The sequence below is a fragment of the Nocardioides sp. 1609 genome, assembly GCF_004522105.1.
GTDB lineage: Bacteria > Actinomycetota > Actinomycetes > Propionibacteriales > Nocardioidaceae > Nocardioides.
In genome coordinates, this window is sequence record NZ_SPUJ01000003.1 from 57,038 (window position 1) to 79,531 (window position 22,494).

The window sequence follows — 22,494 nt, forward strand, 5'->3', positions numbered from 1 at the left end:
CGAGCACCCGACCCGAGGAGCGTTCCGCATGTCCTTCCGTCCCGAGACCCTGGCGGTCCACGCCGGCCAGGAAGAGGCCGACCCGACCACCAACGCGCGTGCGGTGCCGATCTACCAGACGACGTCGTACGTCTTCAACGACACCGAGCACGCCGCGAACCTGTTCGCGCTCGCCGAGCCGGGCAACATCTACACGCGGATCATGAACCCGACCCAGTCGGTCTTCGAGGAGCGGATGACGCAGCTCGAGGGCGGCGTCGGGGCGCTCGCGACCGCGTCCGGCTCCGCGGCGACGACGTACGCCGTCCTCAACGTGGCCGGCACGGGCGACAACATCGTGGCGCTCTCCACGCTGTACGGCGGCACCTACGCGCTCTTCGCGCACACGTTGCCCCAGTTCGGCATCACCGTGCGGTTCGTCGACCCCGAGAAGCCCGAGGACCTGGCCGCCGCCGTCGACGACCGCACCCGCCTCGTCTTCGCCGAGACCGTCGGCAACCCGAAGATCAACGTCGTCGACATCCGCGCCTGGGCCGACGCCGCGCACGCACAGGGACTGCCGCTGATCGTCGACAACACCGCCCCGACGCCCTACCTCGCGCGGGTCTTCGACCACGGCGCGGACGTCGCGGTGCACTCGGCCACGAAGTACATCGGCGGGCACGGCACCTCGATCGGCGGCGTCATCGTCGACTCCGGCAACTTCGACTGGGCGGCGCACGCCGACCGGTTCCCCGGGCTGACCGGCCCGGACGCGGCGTACCACGGGGTCGTGTGGACCGAGGCCGTCGGCAACCTGGCCTTCATCATCCGCGCCCGCACCGTGCTGCTGCGCAACACCGGAGCCGCGATCACGCCGATGAACTCCTGGCTGTTCCTCCAGGGCCTCGAGACGCTGCACCTGCGGATGGAGCGGCACAGCGCGAACGCGCTGCGGGTCGCGGAGTTCCTCTCCGCGCACGCGGAGGTCTCGTGGGTCAGCTACCCGGGCCTGCCCGACAGCCCCTACAAGGACGTCGCCGACCGCGTCCTCACCGGCCGCGGGTACGGCGGGCTGCTCAGCTTCGGGGTGAGGTCCGGCCGCGAGGGCGGGAAGCGCTTCATCGAGGCGCTCGAGCTGTTCTCGCACCTGGCCAACATCGGCGACGCCAAGTCGCTGGCCATCCACAACGCCACCACGACGCACTCCCAGCTCGAGCCCGCCGAGCTCGAGGCGGCCGGTGTGCCCGAGGACATGGTGCGTCTCTCGATCGGCATCGAGCACGTCGACGACCTGATCGCCGACCTCGAGCAGGCGCTGGCCGCCACCAAGTGAGTCACCGGTGAGCCCCGCATGACCGACGCCGAGCGGGTCGTCCTCGCGACCGAGGACGACCCGCTCGTGCTGGAGCACGGAGGCCGGCTCGACCACGTCGAGGTCGCCTACGAGACCTGGGGAGAGCTCGCCCCGGCGCGCGACAACGTGGTCTTCGTCTGCCACGCGCTCACCGGCGACGCGCACGCCGGCGGCGACGGCGGCTGGTGGGCCAACCTCGTCGGGCCCGGCCGGCCGCTCGACACCGACCGCTTCCACGTCGTGTGTCCCAACCTGCTGGGGGGCTGCCGCGGCACCACCGGCCCCTCGTCGCTCGACCGCGCGACCGGACGCCCGTGGGGCCTGGACTTCCCCCTGCTCACGGTGCGCGACCTGGTCGCGGTGCACCGGCGGCTGCTGGCGCACCTCGGCGTGGAGCGGCTGCACGCCGCGATCGGCGGGTCGCTCGGCGGCATGCAGGTGCTGCAGTGGGCGATCGACGACCCGGCGGCGATCGACCGGGCGGTGCTGGTGGCGGCGTCCTCGCGGCTCTCGGCCCAGAGCATCGCCTTCTCCGCCGTCGCCCGCGACGCCATCATGCGCGACCCCGACTTCCAGGACGGTCGGTACGTCGGCACCGGTCGCCGACCCGACCACGGGCTGGCCGTCGCCCGCCGGATGGCCCACATCACCTACGTCTCCGAGGGCTCCCTCGAGGCGAAGTTCGGGCGCGCCCGGCTCACCGACGGGCCGCCCACCCACGCCACCGACTTCCAGGTCGAGGCCTACCTCGACCACCAGGCCGCGGCGTTCCTCGCGCGCTTCGACGCCCTCTCCTACCTGTACCTGACCCGCGTCATGGACTACTTCGACCCCTTCGCGGACGAGGGCGCCGCGGCCCGGGCCGGGTCCGGCGGCACCGACTTCCTCGTGGTCTCCTTCGACACCGACTGGCGCTTCCCCACCGCCCAGTCGCGACGGATCCACGACCACCTCGCCGCGGCCGGCGCCGCGAGCCGCCACGTCGAGATCGCCTCGCCGTGGGGGCACGACTCGTTCCTGCTCGAGCCGGCCGGTTACCACGACGTCGTCCGCGAGCACCTGGCCCGGCGCCCGGGGTGGGCCGTGGACGGTCCCGGACCACGGCGTTAGCGATCGCTAACCTGGACGCCATGACCGGGGCCACGACCACCCGCCGCGAGCAGATCCTGGCGACCGCCGCCGACCTGTTCGCGCGCCGCGGGTTCCACGGCGTCTCGGTCGCCGACCTCGGCGCCGCGTGCGGCGTCTCCGGGCCGGCGCTCTACAAGCACTTCGCGTCCAAGGACGCCGTCCTGGCCGAGATGCTGGTCTCGATCAGCGAGGAGCTGCTGAGGGTCGGGCGCAAGCGGGTCGAGGACGCGGCCGGCCCCGCGGACGCCGTCACCCGGCTCGTCGAGTGGCACGTCTCGTTCGCCCTCGGACGTCGTGCGCTGATCGTCGTCCAGGACCGTGACTGGTCCTCGCTGCCCGATGCCGCCCGCGAGCAGGTGCGCACCCTGCAGCGCTCCTACGTCGACCTCTGGGCCGCCCAGCTCCGCCTGCTCGACGACTCGTTGTCGCTCGACGCGGCCCGGTCCCAGGCGCACGCGGCCTTCGGGCTGATCAACTCCACCCCCCACAGCGGGCTGCTGCCCGACGGCGTCATGCACGACCTGCTCGCCGGGATGGCACTGCGCGCGCTCGGCGTCGACGGAGCCTGAGCCCGAGCCGCGGCTCCCTCGAACGCCGGGTCCACGAAGCGCAGGGTCCACGAAGCGCAGGAGCCGGCGCCGGCCCCGAGGCGACACCGGCTCCCGACGAGCTGCTCCGGGTCAGCGCACGACGCGGACCACCGTCGTGGTGCTGGACGCCTTCACCGTCGGCGTGCCGAGGAAGCGCACCGTGAGGGTCTTCGAGCCGACCTTGGCGAACTTCTTCAGCGTGATCACGACCCGACCGGTGCTGTCGACCCTGCCGGTGCCGATGACGGTGCCGCCGAAGCGGACCTCCACCTTGCCGGACACGGCCGCACCGGGCGCGGCCACCTTGACGGTGACCTTGGCCTGCGTCGTCCGCACCTTGATCCTGCCGGGCGCGACCTTGGTGACCGCGACGCTCGAGGCGACCGGCGCGACGACCGGCGCGGTGACGGTGACCGGGACCGGCGCCGAGGTGCCGGCGGCGGTCAGGTCGTCACCGGCGTACGCCGCCTGCACCTGCTGGGTGCCGGCCGTGGTGAACGGACCGACCTGGGCGGTGCCGGTGCCGTCGGGGCCCAGGGTGATCGCGCCGACGGTCTGGCCGCCGGCGGTGAGGACGACCTGGCCGCTCGGCGCGAGGCCGAACTCGTTGGTCGCCGTCACCGTGACGGACGCCGCGGTGCTCTGGCCGACCTTCAGCGACGCCGGGCTCACGCTCAGCGTGACGGTCGGCGCGGCCTGCGTCGGCGCCCAGCCGGCCTCGGCGACGCCCTTGCGGTACCGGGTGTCGGCGGGGTTGGTCGGGTCGTAGCCGGCCTCGATGTTGCCGGCGGAGTCCTCGGAGTACCAGTAGATCCTGGTGCCCTTGTCGACCACGAGCTTCTCGCCGGGCTCGCGCACCGACGCCGGCTGGATCATCGGCGACGCCGCGGTCGGCTGGGTGCCGTCGAGGGTGTAGTGGATGTCGGCCGACTCGTTGCTGGTGATCCGGACGTTGACCTTGGTCGGGTCGTCGGCCGTCTCGGTGACCACCAGGGTGGACTCGGCGGGCGTGACGTCGACGTCGAGGTCCCGGGCGACCCGGACGAGCTCGATGAGCCCGTTCGCGTACTCGAGGGTCTCGTCCTTGGCGTTGGCGACACCGACCTCGGCCGGGGTGACCGGCGTGAGGTTCGGGTTGCGGAACGGCGGCTGGAAGGTGCTGCCGACCTCGAAGCTCCAGCCGTAGATGCCGTACTTGTACCAGGCCTGGTCACCGGAGTTGCCGGCCGCCGAGTAGAGGACGTCGATGATCGGGCCGGTGCGGGCCGGGGTGACCGACAGGCCACGGTGCCGCTTGATGCCGGTCAGGATCTTCTCCGAGGCCTCCCAGAAGAACGCCTCCTCCTTGACCGAGGGACGCGGCGACGCCTCCCGGTCGGCGGTCTTGTAGGCGCCGGGCGCCCACATGAAGTAGTTGCCCGAGGAGTGCATGTTCATCGAGAACTTGATGTTCGGGTGGGCCATGATCCAGTCGACGTTCTGCGCCTCGGGCTCGGAGAGCTCGGCCGGGCCGGCGTTGGTGTCGCTGGTGCAGCTCACCGTGGACGGCGTCGCGCCGGAGTACCCGTCGAACGCGCTGTACATCTCGAAGTTGCGGTTGACGTCGACGCCCCACTGGTTGCGGGCCAGGACGTCGTTGCTGCCGCCCTCGGTGCAGTAGCGCTTCATGTTGCGACGCTGCGAGGCGTAGTCGTAGAACGAGTAGTGCCCGCCGTCGGGGTTGATGGACGGCGCGATCCAGATCTCGAGGTTGTCCACGAGCTCGCGGGTGCCGGCGTGCGAGTCGTAGTTGCGCAGGAGGCGCTCGGCGGTCTCGAGGGTCACCAGCGGCGGGACCCACTCCCGGGCGTGCTCCTGGGCGTAGGCGAGGACGCCCGGCTTGGAGCCGTCGCGCGTCTTGCCGATCTTGATGGCCCACACGGTCTGCGGCTCGCGGGAGACCGACTGGGGGGCGGACAGGTTGTCGCTCAGCGCGATGACCGGGGTCGCCGACACGACGCCGGCGCCGGTGTTGCCGCGGTAGGTGTAGACGTCGACCAGGTCCATCGCGGCGGTGTTCGTCCTGAGTGCGGCGATCACCTCGGCCGCGCTGCTGATGATCGCGCCCGAGGCGTCGGTGCGGGCGTTGACCTTGATGAAGCTGTCGGTGACCGAGATCGACAGCGGCGACGACGCGACGCCGGGGTCGGCGATCTGCGCGGTCACGTCGTTGCCACCCTCGTGGCCCCAGGCGCGGGTCTCGATGCCGATGCGCGAGGCGTTGCCGGGCGTGGTGCCCGGGAACAGCTGCACCGACGCGCTGCCGGCGTTGCGGATCTTCGCGGCGTCGGCGTTGGAGATCCCGACGACGGGGATGGTCACGCCGGCGACGGTGCCGGTCGGCGCGGTGCCCGCGCCGCTGGTGTTGTTGGCGAGCAGGACGGCGACCGCACCGGCGGTCTGGGCCGCGAGGGCCTTCGCCTCCAGGGTGCAGGTGCCACCGCGCTCGACGACCGCGATCGTGTTCGCGAGCGAGGACAGCGGCTGGCAGGCCTGGGCGGCGACGTCCGGGTCGACGCCGGCGGCGGTGACCCGGCGGGCGGTCGTGGCCGCGGCCGGGAAGCCGTCCGGGGTGACGGCCGTGGGGGCCCAGGCGCCGGTGCCGGCGGCGTACGTCGAGGTGACGGTGGTCCCGCCGACGGTCATCACGAGGCGGTTGGTCGGCTCGAGCATCGCCATCGCCTTGCGGCGGTAGCCGTTGGTCTGGTTGGGCAGCGCGATCAGCTCGGAGATGTCGGGGTAGGTGTCCGCGAGCTGCTTGATGCGGGCGTAGAGGTCGGTCGGCGTCAGGTAGCTGTTGACGAAGTCCTGCTGGTAGCCGGCGCCCTTGAACGGGTCCTTCTCCGACCCGGTCGGCAGCCAGTCGCGGACCTTCGCGACCGCGACGTCACCGGACGGGCTGGTGATCCGGATCTGGTCGGGGCGCACGGGGAGGCGGCCGCCGCCGCCCTTCTCGTCGGTCATCACGTTGGACGCGCCGCGGTGGTAGAGGTACGCGCCGGCGTCGACGAAGCGGCTGATGACCTGGGTGCCGCCGGAGCCCATCGGCGTCCCGGGGCCGCTGTCGCGCTCGACGGTGAGCGGGGTGTTCTCGCTCAGGCCGTTGGCCCACTTCGCCTCGACCGACAGGGTGCCGACACCGAAGGAGGTGTAGTAGTCGGCCCGCACGATCTTGACGTCGGAGACGTCCTCGTGGGTGGCGTCGGCCGCGAAGTTGCGGGCGGCCTTCGTGGTCCTCGCGATCGTCGCGGCCCGCTCGGCGAAGGCGCGCTCGGAGTCGGCGTCGCTGTAAAGCGTCTCGCCGATCGTGTAGCCGGCCTCCTCGAGGGCAGCGATCTCGGTGTCGGTGACGACGGCACGCACGACGAGGACGTCGCCCTCCTGCTCCACCCCGTGGTCGAGGTCGACCCCGGTCGCGACGAGCCGGTCGAGCTCGGCGGTGTCGGCCAGCTCGACCTCGACCACCTTCGTCGACTCGTCGGGGAAGCGCTCGAGGACGACCTCCGGGTCGGGGGCCGCCGTGGCCGGCGCTGCCTGACTGCTCGTGCCGGCGAGCGCGGTGCTCGCCAGCAGGGCCGTGCCCAGGACGGCGACGCCGATCCTGGCTGCGCGACCGCGCTGTCTCTTCAGGGGTGATCGGGACACGTACCGCTCCTCGGGATGGTGGCGGAGAGGTCCTCGGGGCGCACCGGACTCGGCGTCGGCCCGGTGGGGCCGACGTCGACGAAGGGGGAACGACCAAGGACGTCGGGGGGTAAAGGGAAACCAACCAGGCAACTGCATTACCCGTCAACGACTGGTCTGGACCTGAGGCGCCGACTGCCGAATCGTGATAAGGGTGCCCTCACCCAGCCCTCGCGCCGGCTCGCGCCGGCTCGCGCCGGCTCGTGCCGGCCTCACGGAGCCCGCACGCGCCCCGGCCCGGCGCCTACCCGCGCGGCCGCCGGTCCGACCGGTGACGGGCAGGTGCGGCCGCAGCCGGTGCGAGGACCCGGACCGGGCCCACCCTCACAGCAGGTGGTCGATCGATCCGGCGTCGCCGGTGTCGAGGAGCTCGAGGATGCGGACGGCGCGGGCGGCGGCGTCGACCGCGGAGTCGAGCTCGGCCTCGTCGTCCTGGTCCTCCTCCAGCGACGAGGGCGGCGCGACGGTGCGGGCGTGCAGCCGGGCGAGCAGGTCGTCGCGGGGCAGCCCGCGCAGGTGGAGCAGGACCATCGGGTCGGCGTCGACCAGCCAGGCGACCTGGGACAGCACGGCGAGCGCGTGCGGGCAGGGGTCGAGCCAGCCGACGCAGGTGCACGTCGCCTCGAGCTCGTAGCCGTCGGGCAGGAGCTCGACGCCGGCCTCGTCGGCGTGCTCGACCAGGCCGTGGGGCAGGTCGCCGGCCAGCAGCGAGCCGACCCGGCCGGCCTCCGCGGCGACCACCTCGACCAGGCCGGCCAGACCCTCGGCGTCGAGGACCGGCAGCCGGCAGTCGACGGTGACGAGCCCGTGCTGGACCCGCTCGTCGGCGACGGCCGCGACCATCCGGCCGGTGGCCAGCGAGATCCCGCCGACGGCGCCGCGCCGCGCGAGCGAGCGGCCCTGGCGCAGGTCGCTCTCGGTGTAGGCGGCCTCCTCGACCGCGCGGACCCAGGCCTTGCCCCACCAGGTCGTCGCGCGCGGTGCGCCGCGGCGCGCCGGGATCGGCGGGTGCGCGACGACGGCGGCGCTCACCGGGTCACCGGCCCCGCGCCGTCATCGGCGCAGCTCGACGAGGTCGCGCAGCTCGTCGTCGTCGAGCTCGGTCAGGGCCTGCTCGCCGCGCCCGAGGACGGCGTCCGCGAGCGCCCGCTTGCGACCGAGCAGCTCGGCGACCTTCTCCTCCACGGTGCCGCGCATGATCATCCGGTGCACCTGCACCGGCCGGGTCTGGCCGATCCGGTAGGCGCGGTCGGTGGCCTGCTCCTCGACGGCGGGGTTCCACCAGCGGTCGACGTGGACGACGTGGTCGGCGCGGGTCAGGTTGAGCCCGGTGCCGCCGGCCTTGAGCGAGAGCAGGAAGACCGGGACGTCGCCCGCCTGGAACCGCGCGACCATCGCCTCCCTCTCGCGCACCGGGGTGCCGCCGTGCAGGAGCTGGTGCGGCACGCCCCCCTTGGCGAGGTGGGACTCGAGCAGCCGGGCCATGGCGACGTACTGGGTGAACACGAGCAGCGCCCCGCCCTCGGGCAGCACCGTGCCGACGAGCTCGTCGAGGAGGTCGAGCTTCTCCGAGCGGCCCGTGAGCCGGACCGCGCCGGACTGCTTGAGGAACTGGGCCGGGTGGTTGCAGATCTGCTTGAGGCCGGTGAGGAGGGCGAGGACCATGCCGCGGCGGGCGTCCTCGTCGGCACGCTCGATGCGCTCCATCGTGTCGCGCACGAAGGCCTCGTAGAGGACGACCTGCTCGCGGGTGAGGGTGAGCGGGTGGTCGGTCTCGGTCTTGGGCGGCAGCTCGGGCGCGATGCCGGGGTCGGACTTGCGGCGCCGCAGCAGGAACGGCTCGACGAGGTCGGCGAACTGCCGCGCCCTGGTCGGCTCCTGCCCGGACTCGATCGGTGCGGCCCACGCCTTGCGGAAGGCGTTGCGGCTGCCGAGCAGGCCGGGGATCGCCCAGTCGAGGATCGCCCAGAGCTCGGTGAGGTTGTTCTCCACGGGCGTGCCGGTGAGCGCGACCCGGGCGGCGCTCGGGATGGTGCGCAGCGCACGGGCGGTGGAGGACGCGGGGTTCTTCACGTGCTGCGCCTCGTCGGCGACGACGAGGTCCCAGCCGACGGCGGCCAGCGTCCTCGCGTCGACCCGCATGGTGCCGTAGGTGGTGAGCACGAACCCGGAGCCGGAGCCGTCGATGGTCTGCTCCTCGGGCCCGTCGGGCCCGCCCAGCCCGTCGAGGCTGCGCTGCGACCCGTGGAAGCGGCGCACGGCGGTGCCGGGGGCGAACCGCCGGATCTCGGCCTCCCAGTTGCCGAGCAGGCTCGCCGGGCACACCACGAGGGTGGGGCCCGGGTGGCCCGCGGCGACGCGGTGCAGGTGCAGCCCGATGAGCGTGACGGTCTTGCCGAGCCCCATGTCGTCGGCCAGGCACGCACCGAGACCGAGCGAGGTCAGCTCGGCCAGCCAGGTCAGCCCGTGCTTCTGGTAGTCGCGCAGCTCGGCCCGCAGCGCCGCGGGTGGCTCGACCGGGTCGCGGGTGGCGGCCGTCGTGAGCCGCTCACGGACCTTCAGCAGGGACGCGCCGACGACCACCGAGGTCTCGACGTCGGGCTCGACCTGGACGACGCCGGTGAGGACGGCCGCGACCGCCTGGGCCGGCTTGACGGTGCGGATCAGGCGCTTGCGGGCCTTCCGGGCGACGCTGGGGTCGACGACGGTCCACGCGCCGCGGAGCTTGAGGACCGGCGACGCGGCCTGCGCGAGGGCGTCCATCTCCTCGGCGGTGAGCGGATCGCCGTGCAGGGCGAGCTGCCAGCGGAAGCTGAACAGCGTCTCGGTGCCGAGCAACGGCTGGTTCAGCGGCTCCTCGCGGTGCCCGGCCGCAGCCGCGCCCTGCCGCGGCGTCGCGTCGAGGACGGCGGTCGAGCTGAGGTCGCGGCCGAGGGCGCGCGGCCAGAGGACGTCGACCCCGCGCTCGCCCAGCGCGCCGACCCCGTGGTCGAGCAGGCTGACCAGCTCGTCGGTGTCGAGCGTGATCTCGTCGGGCACCCGCAGGGCCAGCAGCCGGTCGAGGACCGGCCAGGCGTCGGCGGCGCTGCGCAGCGCGATGCTGGCGTGGGTGCGGGCCCGGTCGCCGAAGCCGTGCACGTCACCGTCGGCGGTGAACAGCAGGCCGGCGTCGCAGACGTGGAGCGGGTCCTGCTCGTCGTGGACCTGGAGGACCACGCGCAGCGAGCCGCCGACGAGCTCCTCCTCGTCGGCCTCGACGCGCAGCGAGATCCGCACGAGCTGCGGCAGGTCGGCGCGCGCGGCGGGCGTGCGGTGCCGCGCGATCCGGGCCTGGAGCCGCTCGGCGAACGCGTCGGCACCCGCCCCGGACCGCACCGGCTGCCGGGGCGGCGCACCGGCGCCGACCGGGCGCCGCGACGTGCTCACCGGCGCGCTGCGCGGCATCGTGTCGGCGACGGCGTCGAGCACCTGCCGCACGACGTCGGCGGCCGAGGCGACGTCGAGGTCGTCGTGGGCGCGGGCACGGGCCAGCTGCTCGACGCGGGCGCGGTCGGCCTCGTCGAGGGGCGCGACCCGCCAGCTCGCGAGGTCGGCGCCGGGGCCGAACTTGCCGGCCGCCACCAGCCGCATCCCGAGCAGGACGGCACCGGCGAGCAGGCCCACGCTGGGGTGGACGTCGTCGCGGCCGCGGGCCTTGGTCAGCACCGGGAGCGCGGCCCGCATCGGGAGGGCGATCGTGCGCCGGTCGTCGCTGAACTCCACCACGCTGTCGCGGGGTGGATCGGCGGCGCGGAAGGTCGCGACGCCGGTGACGGGCACGAAGCTCACGGGCGACCTCGGGGAGGGGTGACGGCAGGGACTCCGACGGTAACGACCGGCACGGACAGCAGGTTCCCCGGTCGCCTCCGACGGGTCCTCCGGCGGCCCTGCGGCGCGTCCTCCGGCGCGTCCTCCGGCGGGTCCTCCGGCGGGGCCTGTGGAGGACGGGAGCGGGACGACGCCGTCCTGGGTGACCCTGGCCGCATGAACCCGACACCGCCCCGGAACCCGCCCCTCCGTCCCGTGATCCGCAGCCAGGCCGACCTCGAGCGCGTCTGGCGGGACCTCATGGAGCCGCTCGGCTTCTCCGGCCACAGCACCTGGATGATGCTCGTCGACGCCGACGACCGCCCGCTCCCCCGGCTCACCCAGGTCGAGGACTGCGACCGGGTGCCCGAGCCGGAGATGCTCACCGGCTTCGCCGAGCTCGCCGGCCACCTGCTCGAGGAGGTCGCTCCCGGCGGACGCTGCGCGCTGCTGCGCAGCCGGCCCGGCGCCGGCGTCACCGACGTCGACCGCGCGTGGGCGCGCGGCCTCGTCGAGGCCTGCCGCGAGCTCGGCGTGGCGACCGACGTGGTGCACCTGGCCACCGACGTCGACCTGGTGCCGCTGCCGCTCGACGCCCTCGCGGCGTGACTACCGCCGGCGGCGGCGGGCGGCGCGCACCGCTGCGAGCGCCGCGTCGGCGGCGTCGAGCGCGGCCGGGACCGTGCGGTCGGGGTCCTCCCAGGTCGCCGGGTCGACCGGAGCCGGTCGCAGGTCGTCGAGGTCGCCGACCACGTCGACGCCGGAGCCGCGCGCCCAGGCCACCCACTCCGACGTCCGCTCCTCGACCCAGCCGGCGTGGCGTGGGTCGAGCCGGACCCGCGGGGAGCCGCGGTCCGTCAGGGCGTCGCGGACGACGTCCTGCACGACCGCGTGCAGCCGTCCGCCCCGCGACGCGGCGACGCCCAGGCGCTCGTTGAGGGCGCGGAGGAGCTGCGCCTCGGGCAGGCCCACGGCGTCGTTGGACCGCGCGGCCTCCTCCGGCGCCCAGGCCGGGTCGAGACCGGCGACGCCGAGGAAGCGCGTCCACAGCAGGGTCCGGTCGCCGCCCTCGGGAGGCACCGTCACGAGGTGCACCCGGCCGGCGTCGCCGAGGGCCTCGGTCCAGCGACCGAGCACGCTCGCGACGTCGTAGGCGCGCATCGGCTTGAGCGCGCCGTCGCGAGCGGCGTCGAGGTAGGCACCGAAGGTCCGGGTGCCGCCGTGCTTGAGGCCCTCGAGCCACCCCGAGACGAGCTGGCGCGCGAGGTCGCGCGCGGTGTAGACGACGTCCAGCACGGCGCCGGTGCCGCGCAGGTCGGCCACCGCCCGAGCCACCGCCGCGGCGTCCGCGCGCGCGAACGCCTCGTCGCTGACCACCGCGGTGCCGCCGGTGGCCACGTGGTCGCCGACCACCGTGACGAGCCGGTCCCACCAGCCGTCGGTGTAGCCACGCCCGCGCCCCAGGCGGACGCCGGTCAGGTCGAGCGCCGCGCGGAAGGCCAGGCTCGCCGGCCCGTCGGCGGCGTCGGCGCGCGGCACCAGGACGCCGTGCACGGCGAGCGCGACCGCGTTGCGGTGCAGCCGGCTCTGCAGGTAGGTCGTGCCCGACTTGGGCGCGCCGACGTGCAGCACCACGCGTCCCGGCTGCCCCGACCCTCTCCTCACCCGACGCATCCTGCCGGACGCCGCCGGGTCGAGGGCCGCTCGGTCAGCCGGCGTACGGCGGCGGCGGGGCGGACGGGGGAGGGCCGGCCGGGGTGGGGCCGGACGGGGTCGAGCCGGCCTGCGCGGCGATCCGGCGGGCGCGCGCGGCGACCAGCAGCAGCGCGGCGCCGCCGAGGACGCCGACGACCAGCGCCCACAGGCTGGGCCGCTCGACCGCGAGCACGGCCATCCCGGCGGGCAGGACCGAGGCCGTCATCGCGACGCCGACCAGGCGGAAGCCGGGGGCGTCGGTCAGGTAGGCCGCGACCAGCCAGGCCGCGACGAGCAGGGTCGCGAGGGCCAGGATGACGTAGACGTCGTTGTCGTAGCTGGGCTCCTCGGGCGGGCCGGTGGCCTCGGGGTCGTAGGACGCGAAACCCGCGAAGAGGCTGGCGAAGGCGATGAACGCCATCAGCCCGAGGTAGGCACCCACGGCGACGACGCCCGCCGACACGCCGACGACGACCCGGGCGGCGGGCAGGAACCAGGCGATGGCGCTCACGAGCAGCACGAACACGGCGATCGCGACGGCGGCCTGGATGAAGCCCTCGTCCTCGGTGTCGAGGATGCCGGTGTCGTCGAGGGTCTGGCCGTAGACCAGGAGCAGGCCGAGGACCGCGGCCACGACCGGCGGCGCGCTCGGCGACAGCACGTAGGCGGCCGCCGCGAGCGCGACGACGAGGACGCCGGAGACGTAGGCGGTCGCGCCGGCGTCGTCGAGGGCGACGCCGATCATCAGGCCCGCCCCGACGGCGCCGAACGCGAGCGGCCACGACGACAGGTCGGTGGTGCCCTCCGCGCCGGCGTAGAGGAACCGGATCCCGGCGCCCACGACGAGCAGCCCGATCGTGGCGGCCAGCCCGACGCCGTACGTCGACCAGTCGAGCTCGCCGTCCGCACGGGAGTACACGGTGGAGATCACGATCGTGGCGGCCAGCAGCGCGACGCCGAGCCCGACGATCGCGCTGTCGGCGCGGAGGGTCGCGGGGCGCGAGGCCGGCTCGGCGGACGGCGGGACGGGGGGCGGCGGCGGGGTCGCCGAGGAGGCGAAGGGAGCGGTGGTCACGGAGGGCACCGTGCCCCGTGTGGCCGGATCTAGGCCTGCAGGCCGGGCAGCACCTCGCGGGCCACGCTCTCGAGGACGTCGACCGAGCCCTCGTAGGGCGAGTCCGGACGCGGCCAGTGCGTGATGAGGTCGGTGAACCCGAGCCCGGCGGCCCGGCCGGCGAGGTCGGCGAAGAACGCGGTGCTGGTCAGCGCGAAGCGGCCCGCCCCACCGAGCTGCGGGGCGGCGTCGGTCAGCAGGTAGCGGGGACGGGGTCCGCGCCCGGCCGCCTCCAGCGCCTCGTCGTACGTCGCCACCGCGGTCGCGAGGCCCGCGAACCACTCGTCCACGGTGTCGGCCGGCCCGCCGGTGGTGACCCAGCCGTCGCCCACCGTGGCCGCGAAGCGCAGCGAGCGCGGTCCGTTGGCGGCCACCAGCAGCGGGGTCCGGCGCAGCGGCGGCAGCGTGCGGGCGTCGGCGGTCGAGAACCACCGTCCGGGGGAGGTCACGTGGTCGCCGTCGCGGAGCTGGACGAGCAGCCGGACGAGCTCCTGGAACCGCTCGACACGCTCCCCCACGCTCAGCGCGGTGTCGCCGAGGACCTCGGCGTCGAGGTTGCCGCCGGTGCCGACGCCGAGCAGGAACCGGCCGTCGCTGACGTCCTCCAGGGCCTGGGCGTCACGGAAGAGCAGGTAGGGGTGCCGGAAGTTGGGCGAGGCGACCAGCGTGCCGAGGCCGATCCTCGAGGTGACCTGGGCGGCCGCACCGAGCACCGGGGTGGACGACGTCCAGGGCGCGTCCGGCAGGCCGCCCCACACCAGGTGGTCGTAGGTCCAGGCGTGGTCGAAGCCCATCTCCTCCACGGCCGCCCAGCGTGGACGGGCCTCGGCCCAGGGAAGGTCGGTCAGCAGGGTGATCCCGAAGCGCATGCCTCGACCCTACGAGCCCCCGGGCCTGCGCACCCGCAACCCTGGCCGACCGTCACCGGCGCCCACTACGCTCCGGCGCATGAGCGATCCGGTGATGTTCACCCTCGACCCGTCCGAGGAGGTCACGCACTGGTACAACATCGTCGCGGACCTCCCGACCCCGCCTCCGCCGCCGCTGCACCCGGGCACGCACCAGCCGGTGGGCCCCGACGACCTGGCGCCGCTGTTCCCGATGGAGCTGATCGCCCAGGAGGTCACCGGCGAGCGGTACGTCGAGATCCCCGAGCCGGTGCTCGAGGTCTACCGGCAGTACCGGCCGAGCCCGCTGCACCGCGCCCGGCGCTGGGAGCAGAAGCTCGGCACGAAGGCCCGGATCTACTACAAGTACGAGGGTGTCTCCCCCGCCGGCTCGCACAAGACCAACACGGCGATCCCGCAGGTCTACTACAACGCCGTCAACGGCATCACCCGGCTGACCACCGAGACCGGCGCCGGTCAGTGGGGCACCGCGCTGTCGTACGCGTGCTCGCTGTTCGACGTCGAGTGCGAGGTGTGGCAGGTCGGGGCGTCCTACGACACCAAGCCGCAGCGCCGCACGCTGATCGAGGTGTTCGGCGGGAAGGTCCACCGCTCCCCGAGCCGGCTCACCGAGTCGGGGAGGGCGTTCGCCGAGGACCACCCGGGCTCGCTCGGCATCGCGATCTCCGAGGCGGTCGAGCTGGCGGCGAAGGACGAGGGCGCCAAGTACGCCCTCGGGTCCGTGCTCAACCACGTGCTGCTGCACCAGACGGTGATCGGCGAGGAGGCGTTGCGCCAGCTCGCCAAGGCGGGCGAGACGAGGGTCGACCTCGTCGTCGGCTGCGCCGGCGGCGGGTCGAACTTCGCCGGCCTCGCGTTCCCGTTCCTGCGCGAGAAGCTCGCCGGCACCCAGGACCCGCGGATCCTCGCCGTGGAGCCGACGAGCTGCCCCACGCTCACCCGCGGCGAGTACCGCTACGACTTCGGCGACACCGCCGGCCTCACGCCGCTGATGAAGATGTACACCCTGGGCCACGACTTCGTGCCGTCGCCGATCCACGCCGGCGGCCTGCGCTACCACGGGATGGCGCCGCTGGTCTCCCACGCGGTGCACGAGGGTCTGATCGAGGCGACCGCCCTGCACCAGCGCGAGTGCTTCGAGGCCGCGGTCGAGTTCGCCCGCACCCAGGGCGTCGTCCCCGCCCCGGAGTCCTCGCACGCCCTGGCCCAGGTCCGTCGCGAGGCCCTGGCCGCGACCGACGAGCAGGTCATCGTCGTCGGTCTCTCGGGTCACGGTCTCCTCGAGCTCGGTGCCTACGAGAGCTTCCTGGCCGGCCGCCTCGAGGACGACGCCCTCTCCGACGCCGACCTCGACGCGGCGCTGGCGGGGGTCCCCACGATCTGACCCGTCAGGTGCGCGGACGCCGCACGCCGACCGGGACGCGCGGAGGTCGAGGAGGCCCAGGAGGGCCCGGAGGGCCGAGGCGTGCGGCGGGCGACGTCAGCGTTCGACGCCGAGGGTGAGCGGCAGGACGGCGTCGGCGCCGCGGGCGCGGAGGGCGACGGCGGCGCGGGTGAGGGTCCAGCCGGTGGCCACGAGGTCGTCGACGAGGAGCAGCGAGCTGCCCTCGACCGGCTCGTCGAGCTCGAGGGCGAAGCGGCGGCCCACGGCGGAGACGCGCTGGGCGGAGTTCATCGCGCCGCGGCCGGGCTCGATGTCGGGGTCGACGACGGCGTAGCGGCCGACGACGGGCCTCTTGAGGAAGCGGGAGAGGTTGGCGGCGAGGTCGGCGGTGAGCATCGGGCGGCTCATCGACTCGACGACGACGATGCCCTGCACCTGCGGGCGCCAGTCCATCAGGACGTCGACCAGGGCGCGCGCCAGCCCGTCGGGGACCGGGACGTCGCCGGCGCCGGCGGCGAAGAGGCCTCGCAGGGCCTGGCCGTGGCCGAGGTCGGTGAGCCGGGCGACCGCGCGGCCCTCGTCGGCCCCGGCCGCGATCTTCCCCTTGAGCTCGATGCCCATCGCGGCCAGCCCGGTGGGCCACATCCGGCGGGGCTCGATCGGGACGCCGGGGCGGCTCAGGCGCTCGGTGGCCTCGGCGACGGCGACGTCGGAGACCGCGGCGTCGAGGGTGAGGCCGCCGCAGTTGTCGCAGCGTCCGCAGTCGACGGCGTCGGGGTCGTCGAGCTGCTCGCGCAGGTAGCGCATCCGGCAGACGTCGGTGTCGAGGTAGGCGAGCATCGCGGCCTGCTCGCGCTCGCGGGCCTCGCGCACCCGGCGGTAGCGCTCCTCGTCGTAGGACCAGTCGCGTCCGGTGGCCTCCCAGCCGCCGCGCACCCGGCGGACCGCGCCGTCGACGTCGAGCACCTTGAGCATCTGCTCGAGGCGGGTGCGGCTGAGCTCGACGCGGGTCTCGAGGCCGGCGGTCGACATCGACCGGCCCTCCTCGGCGAGCACCTCGAGCGTCTGGCGGACCTGCTGCTCGGGCGGGAAGGAGAGCGAGCCGAAGTAGGCCCAGATGTCGCGGTCCTCCAGGGCGGGCAGCAGCACGACGGTGGCGCTCTGGCCGTCGGCGAGACCACGGCCGGCGCGGCCGACCTGCTGGTAGTAGGCGACCGGGGACTGCGGCGCCCCGAGGTTGACGACGAAGCCCAGCGTGGCGTCGAAGCCCATCCCGAGCGCGCTCGTGGCCACCAGGGCCTTCACCCTGCCCTCGGCCAGCGCCGACTCGAGGCCCAGCCGCTCGGTCTGCTCGGTCTGCCCTGAGTAGGCCGCGACGTCGTGACCCCGGGAGCGGAGGTAGTCGGCGACCTCCTGGGTCGCCGCGACCGTGAGGCAGTAGACGATGCCGGAGCCGGGCTGCTCGGCGAGGTGGTCGGCCAGCCAGGCCAGCCGCTGCTGCGCCGTCTTGAGCCGGACGACGCCGAGCCGCAGCGACTCGCGGTCGAGCGTGCCGCGCAGGACCAGCGCGTCGGTGCCGAGCTGCTCGGCGACGTCGGCGGTCACGCGGGCGTTGGCGGTGGCGGTGGTGGCCAGCACCGGGATGCCGTCGGGCAGGTCGCCGAGGAGGGTGCGGATGCGGCGGTAGTCGGGGCGGAAGTCGTGGCCCCAGTCGCTGATGCAGTGCGCCTCGTCGACGACGAGGAGGCCGCACGTCGCCGCCAGCTCGGGCAGCACCTCGTCGCGGAAGCCCGGGTTGTTGAGCCGCTCCGGGCTCACCAGCAGGACGTCGACCTCGCCGGCCGCGATCGCGCGGTGCGTCTGGTCCCACTGCTCGAGGTTGGTGGAGTTGATCGTGACCGCCCGGATGCCGGCGCGCTCGGCGGCGGCGATCTGGTTGCGCATCAGCGCCAGCAGGGGCGACACGATGACCGTCGGTCCGGCGCCCTCGGCCCGCAGCAGCAGCGTGGCCACGAAGTAGACCGCCGACTTGCCCCAGCCGGTGCGCTGCACGACCAGGGCACGGCGCCGCCCGACCGCGAGGGCCTCGATCGCCGTCCACTGGTCGTCGCGCAGGCTCACGTCGTCTCGACCGACCAGGGCGCGCAGGTGCGCCTCGGCCCGCTCGCGGGTCACGGTGGTCGTCGGGGACTCCATGGGGTGTGTCTACCAGCGGCCACCGACGGCCCGCTCCGGCCCTCCACAGGGGACCGCACCGGCCGGCACCGCGTCGGGCCCGAGGCTCGCGCCGGCCTAGACCACCGGAGGGCCTGACAGGTTTCCCCCAGGATTCCGAAAGCCTCGTGAGGACGCTGTCGACATGCGCCAGAACCCCACGCCACGTCGCACCACCACGACCACCTCCGGCAGCGCGGGCTCCGTCGTCCTGGAGGAGCTGCCGGCCGCCGAGTCGGGCCCGGACCGCGTCGTCTTCGTCACGAACGCCGTGCGCCGTCGCGGCGGGCTCCGCACCCGCGGCGAGCAGCACCGTCCGGTGCTGGCCGTCGTCGTCCGCTGAGCGGGGGCTCGGCGGACCGACGGCGCCGCCGCTACCAGATGCGGACCCGCGCGGCCGGGTCGAGCCACAGCCCGTCGCCCTCGACGGTGCCGAAGACCTCGTGGAACTCGTCGAGGTTGCGCACGATGTTGGCGCGGAACTCCGGCGGGCTGTGGGGGTCGACGGTGAGGTACTGCTGCTCCTGCTCCGGGCGCCGCTTGGTGCGCCAGACGAAGGCCCAGTTGAGGAACAGCGTCTCGCGCCCCTCCTGGGTGGTCTCCTCGCCGTGCCGGGCGCGGTTGATCGCGTAGGCCTTGAGGGCGATGGTGAGGCCGCCGAGGTCGCCGATGTTCTCGCCGACTGTGAGTGCGCCGTTGACCCGCTCGCCGGGGAGGGCACGCGGCTCGAAGACGTCGTACTGCTCGACGAGGGCCTTGGACTTCAGCTCGAAGGCGGCCTTGTCGTCGGGGGTCCACCAGTCGTTGAGGTTGCCCTGGCCGTCGTACTGCGCGCCCTGGTCGTCGAAGCCGTGGCCGACCTCGTGGCCGATGACGGCACCGATGCCGCCGTAGTTCTCGGCCGGGACGGCGTCCGGGCTGAAGAACGGGCTCTGCAGGATCCCGGCCGGGAAGCAGATCTCGTTGGTGCCGGGGTTGTAGTAGGCGTTGACGGTCTGCGGCAGCATGAACCACTCGTCGCGATCGACCGGCGCCCCGATCTTCGCGAGCTGGCGGTCGGTCTCGAACGCCGACGCCGCGTGCACGTTGCCGAGCAGGTCGTCGCGGGTGACCCGGAGCCCGGAGTAGTCGCGGAACCGCTCGGGGTAGCCGATCTTGGGCCGGAAGGTCGCGAGCTTCTCGTAGGCCCGTTCCTTGGTGGTGTCGGTCATCCAGTCGAGCGCGGAGATCGACTGCCGGTAGGCCTCCATCAGGTCGGCGACCAGCTCGTCCATCAGGGCCTTGGACGCCGGGGGGAAGTGCCGCGCGACGTACTCCTTGCCGACCGCCTCGCCCATCGCGCCCTCGACGAAGGCGACGCCGCGCTTCCACCGGGCGCGCAGCTCGGGCGTGCCGTTGAGGGTGCGGCCGTAGAAGTCGAAGTTGGTCTCCACGAGCTCGTCGGTGAGGTAGGCCGCGCACGAGCGTAGGACGTGGCTGAGCAGCCAGGCCCTCCAGTCCTCGAGCGGGACGTCGGCGAGCACCGTCGAGAGGTGCTCGAAGTACGACGGCTGCCGCACGCACACCTCGGCGATGGTGGCGCGGTTGCCGCCGAGGTTGGTGACGTAGGCGTCCCAGTCGAAGCCGGGGCAGAGCTCGACGAGCTGGTCGCGGGTCATCAGGTTGTAGGTGCGCTGGACGTCGCGGGTCTCCGCGCGCTCCCAGTGCCCGGCGGCCAGCCGGGTGTCGATCGCCAGGACGGTGGCCGCCGCGGCGTCGGCGTCCTCGTGCCCGCCCAGCGCGAGCAGCCGCGTCAGGTAGGCGAGGTAGGCCTCGCGCTTGTCGGCGAACTTGTCGTCGCGGTAGTAGGACTCGTCGGGCAGGCCGAGCCCGCCCTGGACGAGGTTGACGAGGTAGCGGTCGGAGTTCTTGTCGTCGTTGTCGATGTAGGAGCCGAACAGGCCGTGGCCGCCGAGCCGCTCGAACTCACCGAGGAACGCCGCCAGGTCGCGGACGTCGCGCAACCCGTCGACGGCGGCGACGAGCGGCCGCAGCGGCTCGATCCCCCGCGCGTTGATCGCGTCGGTGTCCATGAAGGAGGCGAAGAGGTCGCCGATCTTGCGGGCGTCCTCGTCGTCCGGCCCGACGTCGCCGCGGGCGGTGGCGAGGGCCAGGGACTCGATGATCTCCTTCACCTGCGCCTCCGCCGCGTCGGCGAGCTGCACGAACGGGCCCCAGCTCGAGCGGTCGCTGGGGATCTCCACCGTGTCGAGCCAGCGGCCGTTGACGTGACCGAAGAGGTCGTCCTGCGGGCGGATGTCGAGGTCCATGCCCTCGCGGGCGTCGTCGAGAATGCTCACGATCATCGAGCCTATCCGCCGGGGCCCGACGTCCGTAGGGTCGCGGGCATGACCTCCTCGTTGCGCGTCGTCGCCACCGTCCCGATCGACCCTGCCCGCGCCGCCGACGCGGCGCCGGCCCTGGCGGCGCTCGCCGAGGCCTCTCGGGGCGACGCGGGGTGCCTCGCCTACGACGTCTACGAGTCGGCCGCGGTGCCCGGGCTCTTCGTCACGGTCGAGGAGTGGGAGTCGCAGGCCGACCTCGACCTCCACATGACCCAGCCCCACGTCGCCACGGCGTTCGAGGTCGCCGGGCCCCTGCTGCAGGGCGAGGTCGCGATCCACCCGCTCACCTCGCTCTGACGTCCGCCCGGCGGGACTACCGCACGGGGGCGGGGCGGAACGCGCCGTCGGCGAGGAGCGGCACGGTGGTGCTGGCGTCGGTCTCGGCGGCGATCCGGACGTCGGCGGCGAAGCCCCGGGTGACGAGCTCGGCGCCGCTGGCGCAGGCGAGCAGGGAGTCCCGCAGCGTCCCGGCGACGGCGCGGTACGCCGCCGCGGCGTGCGCCGCCTCGGGGCTCGCGACGCCGGGTCCGACGGCGTCCTCGAGCGCGGCCAGGACGGCGCCGGCGCCCCAGAGGTCCTCGACGGCCGGGCGGAGGGTGCCGTCGGGCCAGCGCTCGCCGGCCGCGACGACGGCGACGGTCGCGCCGTCGGCGACCAGCGGGGTCAGCCAGGCCGCGACCGCGCCGGCGTTGCGCAACGACGCCCCGACCACCGCGCAGCCGCGGTCGGCGAGGGCGAAGCAGATCGCCGAGCCGTTCGGCGAGGGCAGGACCAGGCGTGCGGGCACGTCGGCCGGGGCGAGCGAGGCCAGGCTCGCCGGCGAGAGGGAGACCCCCGCCTGACCGTACCGCGCCTCGAGTCGTCCGACGGCCAGGACGGCGTGCCGTTCCGCGGCGTGGGCCGCGGCCCGCTCGTCCCGCCAGCGGTAGGGGTGGACCGTGACGCCGCGGTCGAGCGCGACGACCAGCGTCGTGGTGAACGACAGCACGTCGACCACCACGGCAACGTCCGCCGGGACGTCCGCCGGGACGTCCGCCGGGACGTCCGCCGGCACGCCGGCAGCGACCGCCGCCGCGCCGGTCGGCCCCCACTCCAGCCGGACCCGGTGCCCGGCCTGGGTGTGGGCGGGGTCGAACGGGTCAGTCACGGACCCGGACGACGAGCTTGCCGAGCGCCCGGCGCTCGTCCATGTCGACGAGGGCCTGGCCGAAGTCCTCGAGGTCGTAGAGCCGGCCGACCGGGGGCCTGACCGCCCCGGACTCGATCATCGGCACCAGCCGCGCCCACTGCTCCTGCATGTAGCCCGGCGTGCTCATGGCGAACTCACCCCAGGCCGCGCCGCGCACGTCGGTGTTGGTGAGCAGCAGCCGGTTCACCTTGACCTCGGGGATGCCGAGGCCGGAGGCGAAGCCGAGCACGATCAGGCGACCCTGGCGGCGCAGGCAGCGCAGCGAGTCGAGGAACGCCGGACCGCCCACGATGTCGGCGACCAGGTCGACGCCGGCGCCGCCGGTGAGCTCCTTGACGGCGTCCTTGAAGCCCTCGAGCAGGACGACGTCGTCGGCTCCCGCGTCGGTCGCGGTCTGCTTCTTCGCCTCGGTGCTGACGACGCCGATCACCCGCGCGCCCATCCCCTTGGCGACCTGGATGGTCGCGGTGCCGAGGCCGCCGGCCGCGCCGTGCACCAGCACGGTCTCGCCGGAGCGCAGTCCGCCGCGCTCGTGGAGGGCGAACTCGGCGGTCAGATAGTTCATGGGCAGGGCCGCGCCCTCGTCGTACGACATCGCGTCCGGCAGCGCGAAGGTGAACTCGGCCGGGATCGCCACCCGCTCCTGCGCGCCGCCCCAGCCGCCGACCGCCGCGACCCGCTGGCCGGGTTCGAAGCCGCCGCCGCTGATCACCGTGCCCGCGACGTCCACCCCGAGCGAGAAGGGCGGGTCCGGCTTCATCTGGTACTCGCCGCGACTGAGCAGCAGGTCGGGGAACGCGACGCCGACGCGGTGCACCTCGACCAGGACGTCGGCGGGTCCGGGTGTCGGCTCGGGGACGTCGTTGACGACGAGGTCGGAGGGTCCGGTGAGGGTGACGACCTGGAGTGCGCGCATGACGGCCATCCAACCAGCGCCCCGGTGCCGGCCCGCCGGGGTGCGTCCCAGCGGCCGGATGACC

The 22,494-nt window shown here is 74.1% G+C and carries 17 protein-coding genes; 7 read left to right on the plus strand and 10 right to left on the minus strand.

All coding sequences use genetic code 11. The features are described from left to right. Nucleotides 1-28: 28 nt before the first annotated feature. From E4623_RS06605 to E4623_RS06615, 3 genes are read left to right on the plus strand one after another with little or no spacing between them, the layout of a single operon-like run. A complete protein-coding gene (locus E4623_RS06605; protein WP_134765756.1) occupies nucleotides 29-1,315 on the plus strand; it encodes an O-acetylhomoserine aminocarboxypropyltransferase/cysteine synthase family protein in 1,287 nt (428 codons plus the stop codon). An 18-nt stretch (nucleotides 1,316-1,333) separates the two neighbouring features. Next, nucleotides 1,334-2,446 (plus strand): homoserine O-acetyltransferase, encoded by a 1,113-nt coding sequence (locus tag E4623_RS06610; protein ID WP_134765757.1) that lies wholly within the window; start codon nucleotides 1,334-1,336, stop codon nucleotides 2,444-2,446. Between the two features lie 20 nt (nucleotides 2,447-2,466). Next, entirely contained in the window at nucleotides 2,467-3,036 is a 570-nt protein-coding gene (locus tag E4623_RS06615; RefSeq protein ID WP_134765758.1) for a TetR/AcrR family transcriptional regulator, read from the plus strand. Between the two features lie 111 nt (nucleotides 3,037-3,147). On the opposite strand, the gene E4623_RS06620 is transcribed toward E4623_RS06615, so the two are convergent. The 3 genes from E4623_RS06620 to E4623_RS06630 all read right to left on the minus strand — a co-directional run bounded on the left by E4623_RS06620 (nucleotide 3,148) and on the right by E4623_RS06630 (nucleotide 10,608). Beyond that, nucleotides 3,148-6,741: a M14 family zinc carboxypeptidase gene (locus E4623_RS06620; RefSeq protein ID WP_134765759.1), complete on the minus strand. Its 3,594-nt coding sequence runs from the start codon at nucleotides 6,739-6,741 to the stop codon at nucleotides 3,148-3,150. Between the two features lie 363 nt (nucleotides 6,742-7,104). Next, a complete protein-coding gene (locus E4623_RS06625) occupies nucleotides 7,105-7,812 on the minus strand; it encodes a hypothetical protein (protein WP_245154939.1) in 708 nt (235 codons plus the stop codon). Between the two features lie 21 nt (nucleotides 7,813-7,833). Next, nucleotides 7,834-10,608, minus strand: a complete 2,775-nt coding sequence (locus E4623_RS06630; protein ID WP_209020551.1) for a DEAD/DEAH box helicase — start codon at nucleotides 10,606-10,608, stop codon at nucleotides 7,834-7,836. 195 nt (nucleotides 10,609-10,803) lie between these two features. Between E4623_RS06630 and E4623_RS06635 the strand changes: the two genes are divergently transcribed. Continuing rightward, nucleotides 10,804-11,235 (plus strand): hypothetical protein, encoded by a 432-nt coding sequence (locus tag E4623_RS06635; RefSeq protein ID WP_134765760.1) that lies wholly within the window; start codon nucleotides 10,804-10,806, stop codon nucleotides 11,233-11,235. Here the strand turns inward: E4623_RS06635 and E4623_RS06640 are convergent, their stop codons facing one another. Genes E4623_RS06640 through E4623_RS06645 form a run of 3 tightly spaced genes read right to left on the minus strand, consistent with a single transcriptional unit; the run spans nucleotide 11,236 to nucleotide 14,304 of the window. Next, nucleotides 11,236-12,291, minus strand: a complete 1,056-nt coding sequence (locus E4623_RS06640) for a hypothetical protein (protein WP_134765761.1) — start codon at nucleotides 12,289-12,291, stop codon at nucleotides 11,236-11,238. It abuts the gene before it with no gap. A 43-nt stretch (nucleotides 12,292-12,334) separates the two neighbouring features. Further along, nucleotides 12,335-13,396, minus strand: a complete 1,062-nt coding sequence (locus E4623_RS22520; RefSeq protein WP_167736513.1) for a hypothetical protein — start codon at nucleotides 13,394-13,396, stop codon at nucleotides 12,335-12,337. A gap of 29 nt (nucleotides 13,397-13,425) precedes the next feature. Further along, on the minus strand, nucleotides 13,426-14,304 hold the full coding sequence (locus E4623_RS06645) for an LLM class flavin-dependent oxidoreductase (protein ID WP_134765762.1): 879 nt from the start codon (nucleotides 14,302-14,304) through the stop codon (nucleotides 13,426-13,428). A 79-nt stretch (nucleotides 14,305-14,383) separates the two neighbouring features. Here E4623_RS06645 and E4623_RS06650 point away from each other — a divergent pair, with 79 nt between their 5' ends. Continuing rightward, complete coding sequence (locus tag E4623_RS06650) at nucleotides 14,384-15,727, plus strand: TrpB-like pyridoxal phosphate-dependent enzyme (RefSeq protein ID WP_134765763.1); 1,344 nt, start codon at nucleotides 14,384-14,386, stop codon at nucleotides 15,725-15,727. Between the two features lie 96 nt (nucleotides 15,728-15,823). On the opposite strand, the gene E4623_RS06655 is transcribed toward E4623_RS06650, so the two are convergent. Then, a complete protein-coding gene (locus E4623_RS06655) occupies nucleotides 15,824-17,923 on the minus strand; it encodes a DEAD/DEAH box helicase (RefSeq protein ID WP_134765764.1) in 2,100 nt (699 codons plus the stop codon). A 163-nt stretch (nucleotides 17,924-18,086) separates the two neighbouring features. Between E4623_RS06655 and E4623_RS06660 the strand changes: the two genes are divergently transcribed. Beyond that, nucleotides 18,087-18,284, plus strand: coding sequence for a hypothetical protein (locus E4623_RS06660; RefSeq protein ID WP_134765765.1), 198 nt, complete (start codon nucleotides 18,087-18,089; stop codon nucleotides 18,282-18,284). Nucleotides 18,285-18,315: 31 nt separating this feature from the next. Here the strand turns inward: E4623_RS06660 and E4623_RS06665 are convergent, their stop codons facing one another. Continuing rightward, nucleotides 18,316-20,280: a M13-type metalloendopeptidase gene (locus tag E4623_RS06665; RefSeq protein WP_134765766.1), complete on the minus strand. Its 1,965-nt coding sequence runs from the start codon at nucleotides 20,278-20,280 to the stop codon at nucleotides 18,316-18,318. 48 nt (nucleotides 20,281-20,328) lie between these two features. On the opposite strand from E4623_RS06665, the gene E4623_RS06670 reads away from it, so the two are divergent. Next, nucleotides 20,329-20,622 (plus strand): putative quinol monooxygenase, encoded by a 294-nt coding sequence (locus E4623_RS06670; protein WP_134765767.1) that lies wholly within the window; start codon nucleotides 20,329-20,331, stop codon nucleotides 20,620-20,622. Between the two features lie 16 nt (nucleotides 20,623-20,638). Here the strand turns inward: E4623_RS06670 and E4623_RS06675 are convergent, their stop codons facing one another. After that, entirely contained in the window at nucleotides 20,639-21,472 is an 834-nt protein-coding gene (locus E4623_RS06675) for a 2-phosphosulfolactate phosphatase (protein ID WP_134765768.1), read from the minus strand. After that, nucleotides 21,465-22,430, minus strand: coding sequence for an NADPH:quinone oxidoreductase family protein (locus E4623_RS06680; protein ID WP_134765769.1), 966 nt, complete (start codon nucleotides 22,428-22,430; stop codon nucleotides 21,465-21,467). The genes E4623_RS06675 and E4623_RS06680 overlap by 8 nt, the downstream gene beginning before the upstream one ends. Nucleotides 22,431-22,494 lie beyond the last annotated feature (64 nt).